The 16,819-nt window shown below is 72.2% G+C and carries 16 protein-coding genes, 1 tRNA gene and 1 pseudogene; 6 read left to right on the top strand and 12 right to left on the bottom strand.

What is annotated here, in order from left to right; all coding sequences use genetic code 11:
• Positions 1 to 5 precede the first annotated feature (5 nt).
• On the bottom strand, positions 6 to 728 hold the full coding sequence (locus tag AC230_RS03415) for a transketolase (RefSeq protein ID WP_049714409.1): 723 nt from the start codon (positions 726 to 728) through the stop codon (positions 6 to 8).
• 83 nt (positions 729 to 811) lie between these two features.
• Here AC230_RS03415 and soxR point away from each other — a divergent pair, with 83 nt between their 5' ends.
• The gene (gene soxR, locus AC230_RS03420) at positions 812 to 1,324 is read left to right on the top strand and encodes a redox-sensitive transcriptional activator SoxR (RefSeq protein WP_049714410.1); all 513 of its coding nucleotides are present in this window, start codon (positions 812 to 814) and stop codon (positions 1,322 to 1,324) included.
• A 102-nt stretch (positions 1,325 to 1,426) separates the two neighbouring features.
• Positions 1,427 to 1,503, top strand: a tRNA-Pro gene (locus tag AC230_RS03425).
• Positions 1,504 to 1,649: 146 nt separating this feature from the next.
• Here AC230_RS03425 and AC230_RS03430 read toward each other — a convergent pair.
• From AC230_RS03430 to AC230_RS03485, 11 genes and pseudogenes are all read right to left on the bottom strand, one after another.
• The gene (locus AC230_RS03430; RefSeq protein WP_049714411.1) at positions 1,650 to 2,042 is read right to left on the bottom strand and encodes a type II toxin-antitoxin system VapC family toxin; all 393 of its coding nucleotides are present in this window, start codon (positions 2,040 to 2,042) and stop codon (positions 1,650 to 1,652) included.
• Positions 2,042 to 2,293: a hypothetical protein gene (locus AC230_RS03435; RefSeq protein WP_049714412.1), complete on the bottom strand. Its 252-nt coding sequence runs from the start codon at positions 2,291 to 2,293 to the stop codon at positions 2,042 to 2,044. Before AC230_RS03435 ends, AC230_RS03430 begins: the two co-directional genes overlap by 1 nt.
• Before the next feature lie 390 nt (positions 2,294 to 2,683).
• The gene (locus AC230_RS03445) at positions 2,684 to 3,235 is read right to left on the bottom strand and encodes a hypothetical protein (protein WP_049714414.1); all 552 of its coding nucleotides are present in this window, start codon (positions 3,233 to 3,235) and stop codon (positions 2,684 to 2,686) included.
• 176 nt (positions 3,236 to 3,411) lie between these two features.
• Entirely contained in the window at positions 3,412 to 5,082 is a 1,671-nt protein-coding gene (locus AC230_RS32385; RefSeq protein WP_157868496.1) for a hypothetical protein, read from the bottom strand.
• A 127-nt stretch (positions 5,083 to 5,209) separates the two neighbouring features.
• Positions 5,210 to 6,394 (bottom strand): acyl-CoA dehydrogenase family protein, encoded by a 1,185-nt coding sequence (locus AC230_RS03455; protein WP_049714415.1) that lies wholly within the window; start codon positions 6,392 to 6,394, stop codon positions 5,210 to 5,212.
• 15 nt (positions 6,395 to 6,409) lie between these two features.
• Positions 6,410 to 7,417: a 3-hydroxyacyl-CoA dehydrogenase NAD-binding domain-containing protein gene (locus AC230_RS03460; protein WP_078870924.1), complete on the bottom strand. Its 1,008-nt coding sequence runs from the start codon at positions 7,415 to 7,417 to the stop codon at positions 6,410 to 6,412.
• Positions 7,414 to 8,169, bottom strand: a complete 756-nt coding sequence (locus AC230_RS03465; protein WP_049714416.1) for an acetoacetate decarboxylase — start codon at positions 8,167 to 8,169, stop codon at positions 7,414 to 7,416. The genes AC230_RS03460 and AC230_RS03465 overlap by 4 nt, the downstream gene beginning before the upstream one ends.
• Positions 8,166 to 8,930: a crotonase/enoyl-CoA hydratase family protein gene (locus AC230_RS03470; RefSeq protein WP_049714417.1), complete on the bottom strand. Its 765-nt coding sequence runs from the start codon at positions 8,928 to 8,930 to the stop codon at positions 8,166 to 8,168. The genes AC230_RS03465 and AC230_RS03470 overlap by 4 nt, the downstream gene beginning before the upstream one ends.
• A pseudogene (locus AC230_RS03475) lies at positions 8,930 to 10,056 on the bottom strand (CaiB/BaiF CoA transferase family protein). Before AC230_RS03475 ends, AC230_RS03470 begins: the two are co-directional and overlap by 1 nt.
• Before the next feature lie 326 nt (positions 10,057 to 10,382).
• Positions 10,383 to 11,294: a LysR family transcriptional regulator gene (locus AC230_RS03480; RefSeq protein WP_049714418.1), complete on the bottom strand. Its 912-nt coding sequence runs from the start codon at positions 11,292 to 11,294 to the stop codon at positions 10,383 to 10,385.
• Positions 11,295 to 11,414: 120 nt separating this feature from the next.
• Positions 11,415 to 12,095 carry a MerR family transcriptional regulator gene (locus tag AC230_RS03485; RefSeq protein ID WP_049714419.1) on the bottom strand — a complete coding sequence of 227 codons (681 nt, stop codon included), beginning with the start codon at positions 12,093 to 12,095 and terminating at the stop codon, positions 11,415 to 11,417.
• A gap of 195 nt (positions 12,096 to 12,290) precedes the next feature.
• Between AC230_RS03485 and AC230_RS03490 the strand changes: the two genes are divergently transcribed.
• The 4 genes from AC230_RS03490 (at position 12,291) to AC230_RS03505 (ending at position 16,660) form a co-directional block, all read left to right on the top strand.
• Positions 12,291 to 13,598, top strand: a complete 1,308-nt coding sequence (locus AC230_RS03490) for a YhgE/Pip domain-containing protein (protein ID WP_049714420.1) — start codon at positions 12,291 to 12,293, stop codon at positions 13,596 to 13,598.
• Positions 13,599 to 13,753: 155 nt separating this feature from the next.
• Entirely contained in the window at positions 13,754 to 14,263 is a 510-nt protein-coding gene (locus tag AC230_RS03495; protein ID WP_241833059.1) for an SRPBCC family protein, read from the top strand.
• Between the two features lie 347 nt (positions 14,264 to 14,610).
• A complete protein-coding gene (zwf, locus tag AC230_RS03500) occupies positions 14,611 to 16,068 on the top strand; it encodes a glucose-6-phosphate dehydrogenase (protein WP_049714422.1) in 1,458 nt (485 codons plus the stop codon).
• Complete coding sequence (locus tag AC230_RS03505; protein ID WP_049714986.1) at positions 16,061 to 16,660, top strand: histidine phosphatase family protein; 600 nt, start codon at positions 16,061 to 16,063, stop codon at positions 16,658 to 16,660. The genes zwf and AC230_RS03505 overlap by 8 nt, the downstream gene beginning before the upstream one ends.
• The last annotated feature ends 159 nt before the right edge of the window (positions 16,661 to 16,819 follow it).

The following is a 16,819-nucleotide window of genomic DNA, read 5'->3' on the forward strand; positions in this document are numbered from 1 at the left end:
CGGGCTCAGTGCCGGGCCGGCTCGACGCTGGCGACCTTCTCCACCCGCGCCACCACCACGTGCGGCTGCCCCGGGTGCGGCGTGGTGAACGCCTCGTACAGCGCCTCGTGGTCCCGGCCGTCCACGGTCACCGCCGACCAGCCGGCGGCGGCGAACCGGGGGGCGATCCCGCCGGGCCAGCCGTGGGTGGCGGAGCCGTTGTCGATCACCACCGTGTGCAGCCGGTCCAGGCCCGTGGCGCCGGCGTAGGCGATCGCCTCGTGGTTGCTGCCCTCGTCCAGCTCGCCGTCCCCGATCAGCACCCAGACCCGGGGCCCGGTCAGCCCCCGGGCCCGCAGCCCGTGCACCGTGCCGACCGCGAGCGGCAGCCCGTGCCCGAGCGAGCCGCTGGCGATCTCCACGCCGGGCACCAGCGTCCGGTCCGGGTGGTGGCCCAGCGGCGAGCCGTACGAGCCGAAGCCGCTCAGCCAGTCGACCGGCAGGAAGCCCTTGGCCGCCAGCACGGCGTAGTACGCCATGGGCCCGTGGCCCTTCGAGAGCAGGAAGCGGTCCCGCTCCGGAGCGTCGACGGTCTCCGGGGTGACCCGCAGGACCCGGTCGTACAGGACCCACAGGACGTCGAGCGTCGACGTCGCCGCGAAGCCGTGCTTCTCGTCGCCGGTCATCAGGCTCATGAGACCGGCGAGGTCGTCGTACGTGTATGTGGTGTCCACCGAAGTCGAGGTCATGTGGATCAGGCTGCAACTTCAAGGGGACTTGAAGTCAAGGGCGATCACTCGCCAGGGTGACCGGACCGCTACGCTCTGCGGGCATGACGGACCCGACGGAGCTCATGACCATCGGCGAACTGGCCGCCCGCAGCGGCCTCGCCGCGTCCGCCCTGCGCTACTACGAGGAGCTCGGCCTGATCCGCTCCGAACGCACCCCCGGCGGCCGCCGCCGCTACCCGCGCGCCACGCTGCGCCGCGTCGCCTTCGTCCGCGCCGCCCAGGCCGTCGGCCTCTCCCTGGAGGAGGCGCGCGGCGCCATGGGCCGCCTGCCGGAGGACCGCGCGCCCACCGCCGCCCAGTGGAACGTCGTCGCCCGCACCTGGACCCGGCGCATCGACGAGCGCATCGAGGAGCTGGAGCGCCTCAAGCGCCGCCTGACCAGCTGCATCGGCTGCGGCTGCCTCTCCCTGCGCAAGTGCGCGATCTACAACCCCGACGACGCCGCCGCCGACCGCGGGGCCGGCGCCCGCTACCTCCTCGGCGACGAACCCCCGATACCCGGCCCCCGCACCCCCCGCCGCCGCCCCTGCCCCGACAACGGCCTCCCCGCCTGACCGCCCCCACCCCCCTCACAACCCGTGCGCGACCACCCCGCGCCGTGCGGTATTGTTCTCTTGCGCGGTCGGCAAGGGCGAGAGCCCGGGCCGGACGAGCACCGGGACGTGGCGCAGCTTGGTAGCGCACTTGACTGGGGGTCAAGGGGTCGTGGGTTCAAATCCCGCCGTCCCGACCAGCGATTTTCGCAGGTCAGAGGCCGTTTCCGATCGATCGGGAACGGCCTTTTCCATTCGGGGGGAGTGACCCCTGTGCGATTCCAGGTGGTTGCTCGCCGGCATGTTTCTCGGAGGTCGGCGCAACGCGGGATCGCCTGGGACGTGCTCAGACTTTGTGGATCTCGACGGCGGGTCCGCAGAGCAGCGTGAGGTCCTCGGGGTCGGAGGTGAGGACGGTGACAGGCCCGGGTGCGGTGCGCGCGATGGCCGCGAGGACCGCGTCGATCGCGTATTTGTGGCCGCGCAGGCGGTGGTTGCGCAGGAGCAGTGCTGCCTGGCCGGCGATCTCCTTGGTCACGTCGTGCACGTCGATGCGGGAGAGGACCCATTTGATGCGGGCGGGGTGAACGCGTTCGTAGTCGGCTTCCAGGGTGGTCATGGCGCTGGTGGTCACGCGCACACCCTCCTCCGCGGCGGCCTGGACGAAGGCTGTGACGGTACGGTCCTTGAGATAGAGCCTGGAGAGGCCTTCGCTGTCGAGCAGGAGCGTGCCGGGCATCAGGCGGCAGCCCCGCCCGAGCGGCTGTGGTCGTGGCGCAGCAAGGCGCGGGCCGCCTCGACCTCGGCACGGGTCAGCTCGTCGTTGTCCGTCTCGAAGTCGGCGACGATCTCACGGAGTTTGTCCATGGCGACTCGTTGCTCCAGAGCTTCGGTGACGTAGGCCGAGAAGCTCCCGGGGCCGACGTGGGCCTTCACGGTTTCCGCGAGTTCTTCGGGGAGGCTGATCGAGTACTTCTTGCTACCGCTCATGGCAATGATCCTACCAGTGGTAGTAAGGCCTGGTCTGAGAACTCTTGCAAAGGCGGTCTTTGGCCTGGTCAGTGCCGGTGTGGTGCTGAGCCGCCGGATGCGGTGCGGCCTACCGCCTGAGGCCGCACGAGACCGGTTCGGTTCAGCCGAGTTCGTCCTCGTCTTCGGCACCCACGGCCAAGTCGCCCGCACAGACCGGCCATTCCTCGCTACCGAGGGCGCGCATCAGGGGCGCGGTCGGTACCAGGTAGCGGTGCCCGGGGCGTAGCAGCTCGCAAGAGAAGGCCCCACGCCCGGCAAGCCGGTAGGCCGTACTCATGCTCATCCCGAACGCCGCCGCTGCTGTGCGCAGATTGGTGATGACCGGAAGCGCGAAGACCTCGGGGAAGGTCAGCGGAATGGCTCCCCGCCCACTCGTCGCGAACCGCCTTTCTGTCCCGGCGAGATCGTCCCGATTCGGCGCCTCCGTCCTTTACCGGCCGTCGTGGACACCAGGTCGCGCAGGCCGAGCCGGTGAGCCATGGCCCCGAGGAGCTCGCCCTCGCGCTGGCTACGCGACACCGTGATCCGCAGGGGAGCGAGCAGACGCCCTCTGCGGACCGGAGTGGGAATGCACAGTTCCATGCCATGGCCAGGGCCACGCCGCAGGACCTCCGTGACCGCAGTGTCGGCCACGGCGGTCTCGGGTCGACGGCGAGCGGCGCGCCAGGCGCGGGTCCGGACGGCCTTCAGCAGCACCAGGCCGGGATTGGGCTGCTCGAGATCCACCGCCTCCAACTCCTCCAGCAGGGCCATCAGCATCGCGGCCTCGACCTCGGCGCGTTCGGATCCGAGACGGCCGGACACCTGGTGCACCGTCCGGCGTAGCGCGGGGCCGGCCTGAAGAACCAGGACGTCCGCCTCGATGCCGTCGAACGCACTTGACCAGCGTAGTAATGCCATTGCCGTCTTCTCTCGTGTGTCTGTCAGTCGGGTGCTGGAGCAGCCGGAGGGTGGTCGGCGAAAACGCGCCGTCACGTATCCCTGGAGGCAGAGCGGCCGGAGCAGCGTTGCCGCAGGATCTCGAGCCAGGGCGCACGGGTTGTCCGGTGAGCAGATCGGACGGTCGGGGCCGGTGGTCAGAGGGTTCCTCTTTCAGTGAACAGATCACTGTGTGGAGGCACCGGCCCTGTCGGTGTTCCCCTGCGCCAGGCGTCAAGAGCCTGCCGGGCAGCCTCGCGGCCGACCAAGTCAGGGTTGTCGTTCCGGCCGATCAGGGCGAACAATCGCAGTACTCCGTGCTGCATGTTCTGGGCCAGCCCTTTGAGCAGGATCGTCATGGCCTCCCGCTGGGATTCGGTCCAAGCGGCGAGACGGCACCAATGCACCAGGTGCCGGCAGGTCACGTCGAACATGCCGTTGTGATTCAGCGCGCGGCGGATGAGCTCGACGATCGGCTGCGCGAACTCGCCGTCGCCGAGCAACTGTGAATGGAACCAGGAGGCATCCGCCAGGAGGTGCGGGAAGAGGCGCAGGGCGAGCTCGGCATCGGTCCCGTCCCGGCGTATCCATTCGGCCAAGTGCCGTACGACCACTGGCTGACTACCCGAGTTGAACAGATTTCCCAACGACGTACGGGCCGCGCGGTTCACCTGCAGGCTCTGCTGACCGTCCGGTCCGCGGGAAACCCGGTGCAGCAGCGTCATCGCCACATCCGGCCGGGAGAAGCCGAAGGGAGTACCACAGGCATGTGCGACGGTTGTGCGCAGCTGTGGGCTCGGGCTCCAACTCCACCGAATGATCCTGTACTTCACCTCACTGGCCAGCACCGGGTCCTCGGACGCGATGCCCAGGGCATGGGCTGCGATGTTCCGGCTGCTGTCGCGTTCGGACTCGGCGAGGACGCCGATGTGGCGCAGCGCTTGCCGTCCGCCGCCCCAGCCGGCGGCCATGCCCACGACACGACCGACCGGTGCAGTGAGTTCCCTCCCGCCGTGGACCTGGTCCATCCATTCGGTCAGCACCGCGGAGAGACCGCCGTATTCACGCCAGACGTGCCTGAGGACCGTCTCTGCCTGCCGATGGCGGGCGAACCTCACCGGTTCCACCACATAGGAATGGGTCGGGCCGACGTGGATCTCTTTCGGCGCCCGCTGCGCGCGCACGGTGCGCAGCGGATCATCTAGTGATCTCCGGAAGACGAAGCGGGGGTTGGGCCGTGGCTGCCGGTTCTTTTCCGTCGTGCTTTCTGATGGGTCGAGGACGGCGTGCAGAGCCCCGTCCGCGACGGCGAGGAGCCGGTCCGCTTCCTCCAGGACGATCCGATAGTCGAGCCCCTCGAAAACACAGGCGGCCAGCAGGAACGCCAGGGCGTCGGGATCGTCGTGAAGCTTCTTTATCAGTTGGGGGACCTCCTCTTCGGCCAGGAAACTCAGCCGGTCCCGTATGCCGGAGAGGACTGCGGGCTCTTCGGCGGACGCCGCCACGGCGGCCACCAGCTCGACGACTTCGGAGGGGACCAGCTCCGGCACGAGGAGGCCGTCCAGGAGACCGGGTTCCAGGGCGCCGAGCAGTCGTTCGCGTTCGGCCGGATCCGGCACCGCGGCCTTGAACCTGGCGTCGAACACCGCCTTGGGCGGAGGTGGTGGACACGCCAACGGCTTCACATGGAGATGGCGTTCGAGGTCACGGACGAAACCGGGATCGTCCTGTGTCACGACTACCAGGCAGGCACCGGCCTCACGCAGCAGTTGCCGGAGATGGCGGACGGCGCCCGGCTTCAACCCATGGATGGGCAGCAAGCCATCCATCAGGTAGCCGCCACTGATGGTGGTGTTGCTGACTTGCCGGTCGCCGTGGACGAGCCCCTGTGTGGTCGTGTGCCGGGGCCGGGGGAGGGCCGTGGGTGGGGAGGCGGCCGCACCCCCGGCGTCGCCGTCACGCGAACGCGCTGTGCCCCGTGACCGCCTTCCCCACGATCAGGGTGTTCATCTCGCGGGAGCCCTCGAAGGAGTAGACGGCCTCCGCGTCGGCGAAGAAGCGGGCGATGCCGTGGTCGAGGACGATGCCGTTGCCGCCGAAGAGTTCGCGGGCCCAGGCGACGCATTCGCGCATGCGGGTGGTGGTGAACGCCTTGGCGAGGGCGGCCTGTTCGGCGGTGGCGTGGCCGGTGGCGACGAGCTGGTTGAGGCGGACGACCATGCCGAACATGGCGGTGACGTTGCCGAGCATCTTGACCAGGAGGTCCTGGATCAGCTGGAAGGAGCCGATGGGGCGGCCGAACTGGACGCGGGTGACGGCGTATTCGCGGGCGAGTTCGTAGGCGCGCACCGCGATGCCCAGGGCCTGCCAGGCCACTCCGCCGCGGGTGCCGGCCAGGACGGCGGCGGTGTCGCGGAAGCTGTTCACCCGCTGGAGGCGGTCGGCCTCGGGGACGCGGACGCCGTCGAGGACGATGTCGGCGTTCTGCACGGTCCGCAGCGCGATCTTGCCCTCGATCTTCGTGGCGGTGAATCCGGGGGTGCCCTTCTCCACCACGAAACCCTTGACGTTGTCGTCGGCCACGTCGCGGGCCCAGACCACGACGAGATCGGCGAAGGTGCCGTTGCCGATCCAGCGCTTGGCGCCGTCGAGGACCCAGGTGTCGCCCTCGCGCCGGGCGGTGGTGCGCATGCCGCCCGCGACGTCGGAGCCGCCCTCGGGCTCGGTGAGGGCGAACGCGCCGATCTTGTTCATCGCGGCCATGTCGGGCAGCCAGCGCTCGCGCTGCTCCGGGCTGCCGCCGCCGCGGATGCTGCCCATGGCCAGACCGGTGTGGACGCCGGAGAACACGGCCAACGACGGGTCGATCCGGTTGAGTTCGAGGGTGAGGAAGCCGGAGAAGAGCTCGCCGCGCGGGCGGCCGTCGCCGAACTCGGGGTAGGTGTATCCGGCCAGGCGGAGCTTGGCCAGCTTCTCGACCGCCTCGAAGGGGAACTCGGCGCGTTCCCAGGCGGCGTTCGCCAGCGGTTCGATCTCGCTCTCCAAGTAGGCGCGGAGAGTGGCGAGTTCGGCTCGTTCGGCGTCGCTCAGCAGGTCGGCGAAGCCGAAGAAGTCGGGGGTGGGGTTGGCGGGCTTGGGCATCGGGGGCTCCTCTCGTCAGGTGTTCTGTGTGTCGTTCTTGTCGGTGGCGCGCAGCGTCGCGTTCAGGGCCAGGTGCTTGCGGTCGCGCAGCGCGGCGCGTTCGCGGTAGGCCGCCGGGCCCGTGCCGTACGCGGCCTCGGTCCGGGCGACGATCGTGGCGACGGCCGCGTCGTCCAGCTCCGGGCGGCCCAGGCGCCGCCAGCCCTCGGCGAGGCCGGGGCCCAGGTGGCGCATCATGTGGCGGATGCCGCCGGGGCCGCCGCCGAGGTGGAAGCTCTCGAAGGGGCCGACGGTCGCGTAACGGCCGCCCAGCGACGCCTTCATCACGGTGTCGAGCTCCCCGGCGTCCACCACCCCTTCGAGGACGAGGTGGATCGCCTCCCGGAGCACCGCGCTCTGCAGCCGGTTGGCCACGAAACCGGGGACTTCCCTGTGCAGCCGCACGGGCACCTTGCCCAGCGACCGGTAGAAGGCGACGGCCGCCTCGACGACGTCCTCGGAGGTGCGCGCGCCCGGGACGATCTCCACGAGCGGCACGATGTGCGGCGGGTTGAACGGGTGGGCGACCAGCAGCCGCGCGGCGACCGCGTCCGGCAGGCCCTCGGCGATCCGGGAGGCCACGATGCCGGACGTGGAGGTGGCCAGCACCGCGTCGCCCGGGGCGTGTCCGGCGATGTCGGCGAAGAGCCGCCGCTTGAACTCCAGGTCCTCCGGGCCGTTCTCCTGGACGAGCCGCGCCCCGGCCACGGCCCCGGCCAGGTCGTGGGTGGTGCGGATGCGGCCGCGCAGCCCGTCCGGGTCGCTGCCGGGGAGCCCGGCGGCGAGCAGGGGCAGGGCCTCGTCCACGGCCTCGTCCAGGTCCTCGCGCGGATCGGTGACGGTGACCTCGATGCCGTGCGAGGCGAAGAGCGCGGCCCACGCGAGGCCGATGGTGCCGGCGCCGACGACGGTGACGGTCTTCCACCCGGTCTTCCACCCGGGCTTCCACTCGGGTTTGCACTCGGGCTTGCACTCGGGGGTCATGACGGGTTCTCCTCGGTCAGGTAGTCGTGGACGGGAACGGCCTTGTCCAACGTGAGGTCCGTGACGATGTGGCTCGCCGAGACCACCTCGCGCACCGGCAGGTCCGCCAGTGGCGCCAGCACGTGCGCGAAGAGCTGAAGCCGCGCGGGCCCGGTGTACGCCTCCTTGACCACGAGATCCGTGATCCGGGTGCGGACCAGCTCGCAGACGCGCGGCGTCCCGTCGTAGTCCGGAACGGTCTTGAGCATGTACGTGGGCACCGCGATCTGCGCGCGGGCGCGGTCCGGGTCGAGCGGGTGGTGCTTGTAGCCCATGGTCGCGGTGGCCACCCGGACGCTGCCGTAGTCCAGCGTCCCGACCAGCGCGGCGTGGTCGGCGTACAGGGCGGGCGTGCCCATCGCCTTCGGATAGGCGCTCACCTCGCGGCCCGCCGCCGTGGCGGCGAAGCTGTCCAGGTACATCGCGTGCAGGTACTCGCCGCGCTCGTCCCCGAACCGCACCGGGATCGCCTGCCCGGCCTCCACGTACGGGCCGTACGACGTCGCGTCGCCCATCTTCATCACCTCGAACCGCACCAGCGGCTCGCCGGGGTCGATGCTCAGCGGCTCGGGCACCACGGCCCGCAGCGCCTCGGCGTCGGTGCGGTAGACGACGCTCAGGTACTCGCGGTCGGTGAAGCGGACCGCGGCCGGGGCGTACGCGGGGGCCGTGGCGGGGGTGGCGAGCGTGGCCAGCACCTGTGCGCGGTTCATCGTCCGCTCCAGCGCGGCGCGCGCTTCTCGGCGAAGGCGCGCACGCCCTCGGCGAAGTCGGCCGACCGCAGCAGCGCCCCGATCTCGGCGGCCTGCGCGGCGAACGCCTCGGACTCCGGCGCGCCGTCGGCCCGTTGGACGGTCCGCTTGACCGCGGCCAGCGCCAGCGGCGCGTTGGCGGCGATCTCCTCCGCGAGTTCCAGCGCGGCCGGCAGGGCCCGGCCGTCGGGGGTGAGCCGGTTGACGACGCCGAGGTCGCGGGCGCGTTCCGCGGTGATCGTGCGGCCGGTCAGCAGCAGCTCCATGGCCAGGTGGTGGGGGATGCGCCGGGGGAGGCGCACGACTCCGCCGCCGCCGGCGATCAGGCCGCGCCTGACCTCGGGGAGGGCGAAGCGGGCGCCCTCGGCGGCGACCACCAGGTCGCAGGCCAGGGCGAGTTCGAAGCCGCCGCCCAGGGCGTGGCCCTCGACGGCCGCGACCAGCGGCTTGGCCGGACGGGCCTCGACGAGCCCGGCGAAGCCCTTGCCCGGCACGGTCACCTGCTCGCCGCGGGCCGCGGCCTTGAGGTCCATGCCCGCGCAGAACGTGCCGTCCGCGCCGGTGAGGACGCCCACCCGCAGGGCGGGGTCGGACTCCAGGCGGTCCACGGCGGCGGCGATGCCCCGGGTGACCGCGGCGTCCACGGCGTTGCGGGCCCTGGGCCGGTCGATGGTGACGACGAGGACGCCGCCGGCGGTCTCCGTACGGACGCTGTCGCTCATCACCGCACCTCCCCTCGGGCGGCCAGCTCGGCGAGCACGTCCTCGGTGTCCTGACCGGGCAGCGGGGCGTGCCGGCGCACCGAGGCGGGCGTCGCGGAGAACGCCAGCGGGATGCCGATCACCCGGTACGCGCCCTCGCTCGGGTGCTCGGCGACGTCCAGCAGGTGGCCGTCGCGGACGTACGGGTCGTCGGCGGCCTCGTCGAGCCGCAGGACGGGCCCGAAGGGGATGCTGTGCTTGGCGACACCTCCGCCCACTGCGCGGTCGTCAGCAGCGGCGTCACCGTGTCCAGCAGTCCGGCCAGGGCCTCGCCGTCGCGCTGCGAGTCGATGAACTCGCCGTTGACGCGCGGGTCCTCGGCCAGGTCCGCGCGGCCCGCCGCGGCGAACAGGTCGCGGAAGTTCTGCGGGCCGTACGGGATGACCATCGCCAGGCCGTCCTTGGTCGGACGGGCCCGGTGCCCCCTGTTCATCGACAGCGGGAAGCCCGTCGGGCCCATCGGCGGCTCGAAGACCCGGCCCTGCAGATGCTCGACCAGGTTGAACGCCAACAGCGTGTCGGCCATGGGCACTTCGACGTGCTGCCCCTGCCCGGTGGCGCGCTGGTGGACGAGGGCGGCCAGCGCCGCGTACACGATCGTCAGGGCGGCGACCTTGTCGGCGAAGATGCTCGGCAGCACGACCGGGGCGCCGATGTCGCCCGCGCGCTGCGCCAGGTCCAGCAGGCCGGACGCGGCCTGCACCGTCTCGTCGTAGGCGGCCAGGGCCGCCCGGTCGGAGTCCGGGCGGAAGCCCTGGGCGTGGACGTGGACGAGGCGGGGGTTGAGCGCGGCGAGGGTCTCGTGGTCCATGCCGAGGCGGCGCAGGGCGCCGATGCGCATGTTGGTGATCAGGATGTCGGCGGTGCCGATGAGCTCCAGCGCCCTGGCGCGTCCGTCCTCGTCCTTGAGGTTCAGCGCGACGCTGCGCTTGTTGCGGTTGACGTTGAGGTTCAGCGGCGTCATGCCGGGGGTGCGGTGCAGGGTGCCGACGCGGACGGTGTCGTTCGGCGACTCGATCTTGATGACGTCGGCGCCGAGGTCGCCGAGGATCTGCGCGGCGTACGGGCCCATCACCACCGTGGCCATGTCGATGACGCGTACTCCGGCGAGCGGGCCGTTCTTTTCCGGACCGTTCTTTTCGGGGCCATTGTCTTCCGGGCTATTGTCTTCCGGGCCGGGAGTTTCCGGGCCGGTCTTTTCCCGGGCTGCGGGATGTGCGGCGGATTCCATCACCACTCCAAAAAGGGAAAGGGCGGGAAAGGGGAATGCGGAACCCTTGCGGGGTCGTTTCCGCGTCCCATGGAAAACGCTAGTGCCGGGCGGTGGCGGAACCCAAGCGATCAGTGACATCAATGCGCGAAAAACGGCGTGACCGCAGCGGTCACGCCGTTTTCCGGGAGGGAACGGGCAGGTCAGGTCCCCTGGTCGAGGGGCTCGGAGAATGTGTTTGTCGCCGCCTCGACCAGCCCGTGCAGGTCGCCGTCCGGCTCGGCCCGGTCCCGGCGCCAGATGAGACCGGTCGCCAGGGCGGGCGAGAAGTCACGGAACGGCAGCACGACGCTCGCGCCCTTGCCCGCATCGCCCTCGCCCGCGCTGAGTAAGGTGATGCCGAACACCGAGCCGTTCGCCACGATTTCCCGCACGCTCGCGTAGTCGCCGATGTTGAGCGTTATCTCCCGGTGAATTCCGGCGGCCTTGAGGCGCACCCTGAGCTGGTCGAAATAGGTGGGCAGCGTCCCGGGCGCCGAGGTGACATAGGTGTGGTCGGTGAGCTCGCTGAGCGACACCGCGTCGCGCCCGCCGAACTCGGCGGCCGGCAGCAGCGCGCCCAGCGGCTCGCGCAGCAGCTCCAGCACCTCGATGCCGTCGGCGTGCACGGGCAGGTGCACGAGCGCCATGGCCAGGTCGCCGCGCTGCACCGCGTTCACCAGGTTCGCGCTGTTGCCGGGCCAGCGCTTGACGTCGAACTCCCCGGCGCAGCGCTCCTCGACGCGCGCGAGCCGCTCCTTGAGCCGCGGGTGCAGCGCCGGTACGACGCCGACGTACGCGGTCTGCCGTTCGTGGCCCACGGCCCGGCGCAGCCGCCAGGGGATGTCGTCGAAGCGGCCGAGGACGTCCTTCGCGACGGGCAGCAGCGCGGCCCCGGCGGGGGTCAGGGAGACGTGGTGGGAGTCCCGGTCGAAGAGCGGCCGTCCCAGCTCGCGTTCGAGGTCCCTGATCCGCTGGCTCAACGGCGAGGTGGCCATGTGCAGTTGACGTGCCGCGCGGGAGAAGCTGAGGTTCTCGGCGACCGCCACGAAGTAGCGCAGATGGAAGATCTCCATTGCCGCACCCTAGCCGGGGGCGGGGGCCGTTCCGCGGGGGCGCGGGGCGGGGGACACCGGCTTCGCGCCGGGGTCCGGCCTCGTCGGGGCGCCGGAGGCCGTACGGGATGCCGCCGGGCGTTACGCCGGGGCGTCCGCCCCCACGTCCTCGGAGTCCTCGAACGTCGTCCGGCGGCGGACGAGGTCCTCCTGGGCGAGGCGGCGCAGCAGTTCGAGCATCGGCCCGGAGAGGGCGAGGACGACGACCGCCTGTTCGGCCAGGCTCGGCGCGTCCTCGAAGGCGGCCGCGCGTTCCAGGTCGAGCCGGGCGATGGAGCGGGCCAGCTCGGCGTAGGCGACGAGCCGTTCGGGGCGGTAGTCCGCGTCGAGGCGGCGGAGCTCGCGCAGGGCCGTGGTCAGGCCGCGGACGTGCGGCGAGGTGGCGGGGATGCGCCAGTCCATCGCCGCGACGAGGCCGGCCACGTCCGCCGCCGCGGCCGCCCCGGCCCGTGCCTCCTCGTCCTCGTCCACGGCCGGGGCCTGGGCGACGGGCACGGGCAGGGCGTAACTGATCGCCTTGAGGGTGCCGTCGGCGCTGTCGGCCCGGTCGACCGCGGTGAGGACCTCGCGGGTGGCGGCGATGGACAGCCCGCCGAGGGTGGTCAGCGCCTTGATCAGCCGCAGCCGCTGCACGTGTTCGTCCCCGTACTCGGCGAGCGTCGCGGCGGTGGCCCGGCCGGCCGGCAGCAGGCCCTCCCGGCGGAAGTACTTGATGCTGGCGACCGGCACGCCGGTCGTGCGGCTGAGCTCCGAGATCTTCATGCGACTTCCTCGTCGGTGGTGCGGCGGGGTGCTGCCGGGCGTCCGCCGTCGCGCCGGTCCCCGTACGGGAACGTACGGGAACGCCTGATGCCCGAATAAGGCACCGCGATTGGACACCGTAACTCGATACTGTCACTATCTAGCACTGGATACCTTCAATATCTAGTAACCCCGTGTGATCGAACCGGAGCGTTCATGCCTACCCCTCAGCCCACCTCCGCGCTCCGCAGCCCGCGGCTGTGGATCGGCTCGGGCCTCATCCTCGCGGTGATTGCCAGCCTCTTCGCCCTGCTCTACGTGGGCGGCAACGTCAACCCCAAGGGCAACCTGCGCGATCTGCCCGTCGCGCTGGTCAACAGCGACAAGGGCGCCGTCGTCGCCAAGGGCGAGCGGCTCAACGCCGGTGACCGGGTGGTCTCCGGGATCAAGAAGTCGGCGGAGGGCAACGACAGCTTCGACTGGCAGGTCCTCGACCGCGAGGAGGCCGACAAGAAGCTCGGCCAGGGCAAGCTCTTCGGCGCCATCGTCGTGCCGGAGAACTTCACCGCCTCGCTGACGGGCCTGATCAGCCCGCAGCAGACGAAGCCCGTCCGGCCGACGATCACCGTGCTCACCAACCAGTCGGCCGGCAGCTTCGGCTCCTCGATGGCCAGTGGCGCGACCCAGAAGGCCGCCCACGCGGCCTCCGCCCAGCTCGGCAAGGAGCTCCTCAAGCAGGCGAACGCCCAGGGCGCCAAGCTCGCCCCGGCCGCCCAGCTGATGCTCGCCGACCCCGTCGACGTCCAGGTCGCCGACGGCCACCCGCTCGGCAGCCACAGCGCCATGGGCCTGAGCGCCTTCTACTACGCCCTGGTCCTGGTCGTCTGCGGCATGCTCGGCGCCAACGCGCTCGTCTCCCAGGTCGACACCTTCCTCGGCTACCAGCACACCGACTACGGCCCGTTCCGCCTGCGCAACCCGCTGCGCCGGACGAGCCGGGTGCGCACCCTGGGCATCGACTGCGTGCTCATGCTCGGCCTCTCCGTCGTCATGGGCTCCCTGGTCGAGCTCGCCACGGTCGGCATCCTCGGCATGGACGCCTCCCACCTCGGCCTGCTGTGGGTCTACTCGGTGGTCACCGTCGCCGTCGTCGGCATCGGCGCGCTGGCGCTCCTGCGCGCCTTCGGCCTCCCCGGCATGCTGCTCTCGACGATCGTCTTCGTGGCCATGGCCGTTCCCTCCTCGGGTTCGACCGTGCCGCTGCAGGCGCTGCCCGACTTCTTCCGCGTGCTCTCGGAGTTCGAGCCGCTGCGGCAGATCACCGGCGGCCTGCGCTCGATCCTCTACTACGGCGCCCAGGCGGACGCCGGCCTGACCCGCGCCTGGGTCTCGCTGGGCATCGCCCTCGCCGCCGCCGTGCTCTTCGGCTTCGGCGTCACCTACCTCTACGACCGCAAGGGTCTGCGCCGCGACGCCCGTCCGGAGAAGCCCGCCGACGCGGAGCCGGCCCCGGCGGCCGTCTGATCCCCGCCCTCCCCACCGCCGCCCGTCCGGAGCGCCCCTCGCGCCCCGGGCGGGCGGCGGCGCGTCCGCGCCCCGGCGGCCTACTCGCCGGTAGCCCCGAACGCCCCTGCCCGCTAGGGTGTTCGGGCCGAGAGACGGCACCGACGGGGAGGACGATGACGATGCGACTGGCGGACGGACCGGGGACCGGGGCGGACATCCACGTGGCGGCGGCGCCGGAACGGGTGTGGGACCTCGTCTCCGACATCACCACCCCGACCCGCTTCGGCGGCGAACTGTACGAGGCCGAGTGGCTGGACGGCGCCACCGGCCCGGCCCTCGGGGCGACCTTCGTCGGCCGCAACCGCAACGAGCTGCTGGGCGGCTGGGAGACGGTGTCGCGGGTCAGCGACCACCGGCCGGGCACGGCCTTCGCCTGGCAAGTCGGCGGTATGGAGGGCGACTTCGACCGCCCTGTCGCCACCTGGAGCTTCGAGCTCGCCCCCGAGGGCGACGGCACCCGGCTGCGCCACTCCGTCACGATCGGCCCGGGCACCTCGTACCTGACGAAGATGGTCGAGGCCGAGCCGGAGCGCGAGGAGGAACTCGTCGCCTTCCGCCTGGACATGCTGGAGCGGGGCATCCGCGCGACGCTCGACGGCGTCAGGAAGCTCGCGGAGTCCTGACCCGGCCGGGATGCGGCCGGCCGGCGGACGGCGTCTACTGGAAGGGACCGTTGGGGCGGCCGCGTCCCCGCCGGGCGGCAGGGGGCCGTCCTCGCCGCCGGGCCTCCTCGCCCCGGGTCCGGGGCCCAACCGGCCCTGCGCGCCCGGGAGAAGTGCGCCGCCGACGGTGTGCCCCGCCGGGAGGGGCACGGCGACGGCCGCCGTCCTGTCGCCGGCGTGAACGCCCCCCCGGTGCCCCGGGCCCCGCCGCAGCGACCCGGAACGGGGGCACGGGCGCGGCGCGAACCGGCGGGGGCCGGCCCCTGCGAACGGGGCGGGCGGGCCCCGGCGGCCGGGAAGGAGCGACGATGAGCGTGCGCAGTGCCGGGGACCACGGACCGCGGCCCGAGGACCATGTGATCGTCCTCTTCGGCGCCACCGGCGACCTCGCCCGGCGCAAACTCCTGCCCGGGCTCTACCACTTGGCCCGCGCCGGGCTCATGCCCGCGGGCTACCGCGTCATCGGCTCGGCACCGGCCGCCGGCGCGCCGGACGCCGAGGGGTTCCGGGCCCACGCCCGGCGGGCCGTCGCGGAGTTCGGCAGGTCGAAGCCGGAGGGGCCGGCGTGGGAGGAGTTCGAGCGGGCGCTGTCCTTCGGGACGGCCGACCCCGGTGACACCGGGCCGCTCGCCGCCGCCGTCCAGGAGGCCGAGCGGGCCCTCGGGGGCAGCCCGCGGCGGCTGTTCCACCTCGCCGTACCGCCCGCCGCGTTCCCCGCCGTCGTCGGCGAACTCGGCGCGTCCGGCCTCGCCGACGGCGGGCGCCTCATCGTCGAGAAGCCCTTCGGCACCGACCTGCCCACCGCCCGCGCGCTCGACGAGACGATCCACGCGGTCTTCGACGAGTCCCGGGTCTTCCGCATCGACCACTTCCTCGGCAAGGAGTCCGTCGACAACATCCTCGCCCTCCGCTTCGCCAACGGCCTCTTCGAACCCGTCTGGAACCGCAATCACATCAGCCACGTACAGATCGACGTGCCGGAGAAGCTCACCATCGAGGGCCGGGCCGGGTTCTTCGAGGGCACGGGCACCTTCCGCGACATGATCGTGACGCACCTCTTCCAGATCCTCGGGTTCGTCGCCATGGAACCGCCCGCCACGCTCACCGCCCGGGCCCTGCGCGCCGAGAAGGACAAGGTCTTCCAGAGCATGCGGCCCCTGGACCCGGCCCACGTCGTCCGCGGCCAGTACGAGGGCTACCGCGCCGAGCCCGGCGTCGCCCCCGACTCCGACACCGAGACCTTCGCCGCCCTGCGCGTGGAGATCGACAACTGGCGCTGGGCCGGCGTCCCGTTCTACCTGCGCTCCGGCAAGGCCCTGGCCGAGGGGCGGCACGTGGTCACCCTCGGCTTCCGCGAACCGGCGCTGCGCATGTTCCCCCGGGACGTGCCGGACACCGCCAACGAGCTGGTCATCGACTTCGACGACCCCGGCCGCATCACCGCCCGCTTCCTGGCCAAGGAGCCGGGCCCCGAGATGCGCCTCGGTGCGGCGGCCATGGTCTTCGCCTACTCCGACTGCTTCACCACGGCGCACGCGCTGGAGGGTTACGAGCGCCTCATCCTCGACGCGATGCTGGGCGACCAGTCCCTGTTCACCAGCGCCGACGGCGTCGAGCGCCTGTGGGAGGCGTCCGCGCCGCTGCTGGAGAACCCGCCGCCGGCCGAGCCGTACGCCCGGGGCTCCTGGGGGCCGGACCGCGTCCACCGGCTCATCGCCCCGTACCGGTGGTGCCTCCCGGAGGGCGGTGACGGCCGGGATGGGTGACCTCCTGCTGATCCGCCACGGCGAGACCGAGTGGAGCCGGAGCGGCCGGCACACCGGCCGCACCGACGTCCCCCTCACCCCCGACGGGGAGCTGCAGGCCGCCGCCCTCGCCCCCGCGCTCGCCGCCCGCAGGATCACCCACGTCCTGTGCAGCCCGCTGCGACGGGCCGTGCGCACCGCCGAGCTGAGCCTGCCGCGCGGGCGGGGCGTCGTCCTCGAACCCGGCCTCGTGGAGTGGGACTACGGCGCCTACGAGGGCCTGACCACCGCGGAGATCCGGCAGCGGCACCCCGGCTGGGACCTGTGGCGCGACGGCGTCCCCACCGGCGGCCCGGACCGGCCCGGCGAGACCCTCGCCCGGCTCGGCGAGCGCTGCGACGCCGTCCTCGTCCGCGCGGACGCGGCGCTCCGCGACACCGGCGGGGACGTCGCGCTCTTCGCGCACGGGCACGTCCTGCGCGCGCTGACCGCCCGCCGGCTGGGCCGGCCGGCGGCGGACGGGGCCCTGTACCGGCTGGACACCGGCACGTTGTCCGTCCTCGGGACGGAGCACGGACGGCCCGTCATCACCGGCTGGAACATTCCCCCTTGAACCACCGCGGCCCGCCCCCGTCCGCCCTGATCCGGAACGGCACCTGCCGGCGGGCGCGGGACTCCGCCGGCCGACGGCCGTCCGTTATGCAGGGACTCGACCCGGAGCGACCCCGACGCCGCCGAATGGGTTGACGATCTACATCCGGGTCGTTTTCAT

The sequence above is a fragment of the Streptomyces caatingaensis genome, assembly GCF_001187435.1.
GTDB classification, from domain to species: Bacteria; Actinomycetota; Actinomycetes; order Streptomycetales; family Streptomycetaceae; genus Streptomyces; species Streptomyces caatingaensis.